This window comes from Comamonas denitrificans (genome assembly GCF_017368815.1).
Taxonomy (GTDB): domain Bacteria; phylum Pseudomonadota; class Gammaproteobacteria; order Burkholderiales; family Burkholderiaceae_C; genus Comamonas; species Comamonas denitrificans.
The window spans coordinates 1-3,429 of record NZ_JAFNME010000064.1; the positions used below are offsets into that span (position 1 = coordinate 1).

General features: G+C 59.9%; 2 pseudogenes. Both read left to right on the plus strand.

The features are described 5' to 3' along the window. Positions 1-174: 174 nt before the first annotated feature. Positions 175-2,832: pseudogene (locus tag J1777_RS14145) on the plus strand (Tn3-like element IS1071 family transposase); the annotation flags it as partial. Positions 2,833-2,963: 131 nt separating this feature from the next. Next, positions 2,964-3,429 (plus strand): annotated as a pseudogene (locus J1777_RS14150) (FAD-dependent oxidoreductase); the annotation flags it as partial.

The following is a 3,429-nucleotide window of genomic DNA, read 5'->3' on the forward strand; positions in this document are numbered from 1 at the left end:
TGCGGGTGGCCTTGCTCAACCGATTCACGCAACTTGGGTGCCCCACAACGGTGGCGGTGCCTGCTGTGGCGTAGCTGCGTCTGGGGTAGGGGTCATATCGACTTTTTTCGACTTGTGCAACAAAGCCATGGATAGACCAAGTATTAGTTTTTTTGTATATATATCAAAATGTTAAAAGTCGCCTCGCTGAGAGCCATGTATGAACGCGGGCGCACGCTATTCGATCACCAACAAGTAGCCTGCACGGTCCTTGGATTCCAGTGGATGAGCGAGCACCAGCGCCGCTCACTGGTACGTGAACTGCGCGACGAAGTGGCGCGCTGCGCCGACCGCGATCAGCTACTCGTGCGGGCGCGTCAATGGCTGTACAAGAACAAGCTGGTGATCGTGCACGAGCGGGCAATTCGGACACTGATTGCGGCGGCACTTGCCCAGCTTGAAGTTGAAACAGGCACCGCCATCGCCGCCAGCGTTGATCCAGCAACACTTGATCGCTGGCGAGCCTCAGTTTCAGAGCTGCGCCCAGATGGACAAACCCAGCAGAGTTGGCTATGGGCTGCACCGGCGAAACACTCAACCCGCCAAATCAGCGAGGTACTGGAGCGCATCGACCTGCTTTACACGCTGGACGTTCATAAGCACCTGGCAGACATCCCCGATCTCATCTTGCGCCGCTACGCGCGCCGACTTGTCTCCAGGCCGCCCTCAGCCGGAGCCAAGATCAAAGAGCCAGCGCGCACCGTGGAGGTCGCATGCTTTCTTCGGTATTGCCTGTTCACCACCACAGACCAGTTGATCCTTATGGTGCAGCGCCGGATCGCCGATCTGTGGCGTCAGGCTGCCGCCGATGTCCCCGCTACCGTCAATTGGGCCGCAATGTACAAAACGCTGCTCGGCGAACTTGTTGCCTTGAGCGCGCAAGGTGCGGTGCCAGATGCTGAGTTGCGTGCCCGTCTTGAAGCCTTGATCACCGAAACCCAGAAACGCAAACCACCGAGCAGGGCCTCCCTGGTCCGCGAGGGATTGATTGATGGAATTCGCCCCGTGCGGTCGTTGCTCGTCGCCATTGCAAAGCTGCCCTGGCAGGCCACCGGCGAGCATCCTGCCATCGAGTACCTTGCCAAGCTGCAAGCTTTATATCTCAAAGGATCCAGAAAGCTGCCAGTTGAAGTGGTGGCACCAAGTCTGGGAATGATCTGGCAGGTTTCGATCTCCAGCCCAGACCGGGAACGGGCGTTTCAGGCGTTGGAGGTGGCCACCCTGTTTGCCCTGCGCCGCGCGGTGCGCAATGGCTCGGTCTGGATTGAGCACAGCCTGAGCTTTCGGGGTCGTGCGCGCTTGTTCTTCACGGACGAGCGTTGGCAGGCAGAGTCCAAGAAACACTATGCCCGTCTATCGTTACCCAGCAAGGCTGCCACTTTCTTGAAGCCTTTGCTGGCCAGAGTAACTGCCGGTGTCGATGCGGTGGCCGCTGCAGCCCGCAGTGGCGTACTGCGCGTGGATGATGAACTCCATTTGTCGCCATTGCCCGCAGAGGACGAAGACCCAGAAGTGACCAAGCTGCGCGCGGCTTTGGATCACCGCATCGGTGAGGTTCAATTGCCGGAAGTGATTCTGGCCGTTGACGCCCAGGTGCGCTTTAGCTGGATCATGCTCGGACGTGAGCCGCGCTCTACCGACGAGCTGCTGATGGTCTATGCCGGCATCATGGCCCACGGCACCAGTCTGACTGCGGTCGAATGCGCGCGCATGATTCCGCAATTGTCTGCCACCAGCATTCGCCAGGCCATGCGCTGGGCGCGGGACGAACGGCGTCTGAGCCAGGCCTGCCAGGCTGTGCTGGAATTCATGCAGCGACACCCGATTGCCGCCACCTGGGGGCGGTCCGATTTGGCATCTTCTGACATGATGAGCATGGAGACCACCAAACGGGTGTGGCAAGCCCGGCTTGATCCTCGGCGCAACACACCTTCCATTGGAATCTACTCCCATGTAAAAGACCGGTGGGGCATCTTCCATGCGCAGCCCTTTGTGCTCAATGAGCGCCAGGCGGGCGTGGCCATTGAAGGTGTCATCCGCCAAGAAAAGCTGGAGACCAGCCAGCTTGCTGTGGATACCCATGGCTACACCGACTTTGCCATGTCACATGCCCGTTTGCTTGGTTTTGATCTTTGCCCGCGGTTGAAGGAACTCAAACAGCGCCACCTCTTTGTGCCACGCGGCACCAAAGTGCCCGCAGAAATCGCTGCGGTGTGCGAAGCCAATGTCGACGTCGCTTTGATCGAAAAGCATTGGGATAGTCTGGTGCACCTGGCAGCCTCGGTCATGAGCGGACATGCCAGTGCGGTGGCAGCTCTTGCGCGGTTCGGTTCTGCCGCCCAGGGCGATCCAATCTATGAGGCTGGCGTGCAATTGGGGCGGTTGCTGCGTACGGCGTTTTTGGCTGACTACTTTGTCAAGGACGCTTTCAGGAACGAGTTGCGCCGGGTGCTCAATCGGGGCGAGGCTGTTAACGCCCTCAAGCGCGCCATTTATACCGGCCGGATCAGCCCGGCGCAGGCCAAACGTGTCGATGAAATGCAGGCTGTGGCCGATGCGTTGAGCCTGATGGCCAACATCGTGATGGCGTGGAATACCTCACAGATGCAGGCGGTCCTGGATCGCTGGTCGAACCGCCGCCAGGTCATTCCACCGGAACTGATCGAGAAGATTGCGCCCACCAGGCTGGAGAGCATCAACTTGCGGGGTGTGTTTCGCTTCCCGGTTGACCGCTATGCTGACCAAATCCTGCCTTCGCGGCCAAATGCATCGATAACTGGCACCAATGGATGAAACCGACCACGGTTTGACGCCACGAATCGCAGATTTGAAAGTGAACAGGAAAGTCAATGAAATCAACGATCTACCAACACCACCTCCGCGCCAGTGCTAGCTTTTCGTACCGTCACTTATTGCACTGAAAACGAGGAGACCCCAACGTGGACATCCAGATGCGCACCAATGTGCCGCACATCTTCGCCATCGGCGACATCGTGGGCCAGCCCATGCTGGCGCACAAGGCGGTGCACGAGGCGCACGTGGCGGCCGAGGTCATCGCCGGCGAACTGCAGGGCAACAAGGAACTGGCAAGCGCCGCCTTCAACGCCCGCGTGATCCCGAGCGTGGCCTATACCGACCCCGAAGTGGCCTGGGTGGGTCTGACCGAGGACCAGGCCAAGGCGCAGGGCATCAAGGTCAAGAAGGGCCTGTTCCCCTGGGCGGCCAGCGGCCGCGCCATCGCCAACGGCCGTGACGAGGGCTTTACCAAGCTGCTGTTCGACGACAGCCCCGAAGCAGGATCAGGAGACGGCCATGCTGGCCGGGGCCACGGCAAGATCCTGGGCGGCGGCATGGTCGGCACGCATGCGGGCGACATGATCGGCGAGATCG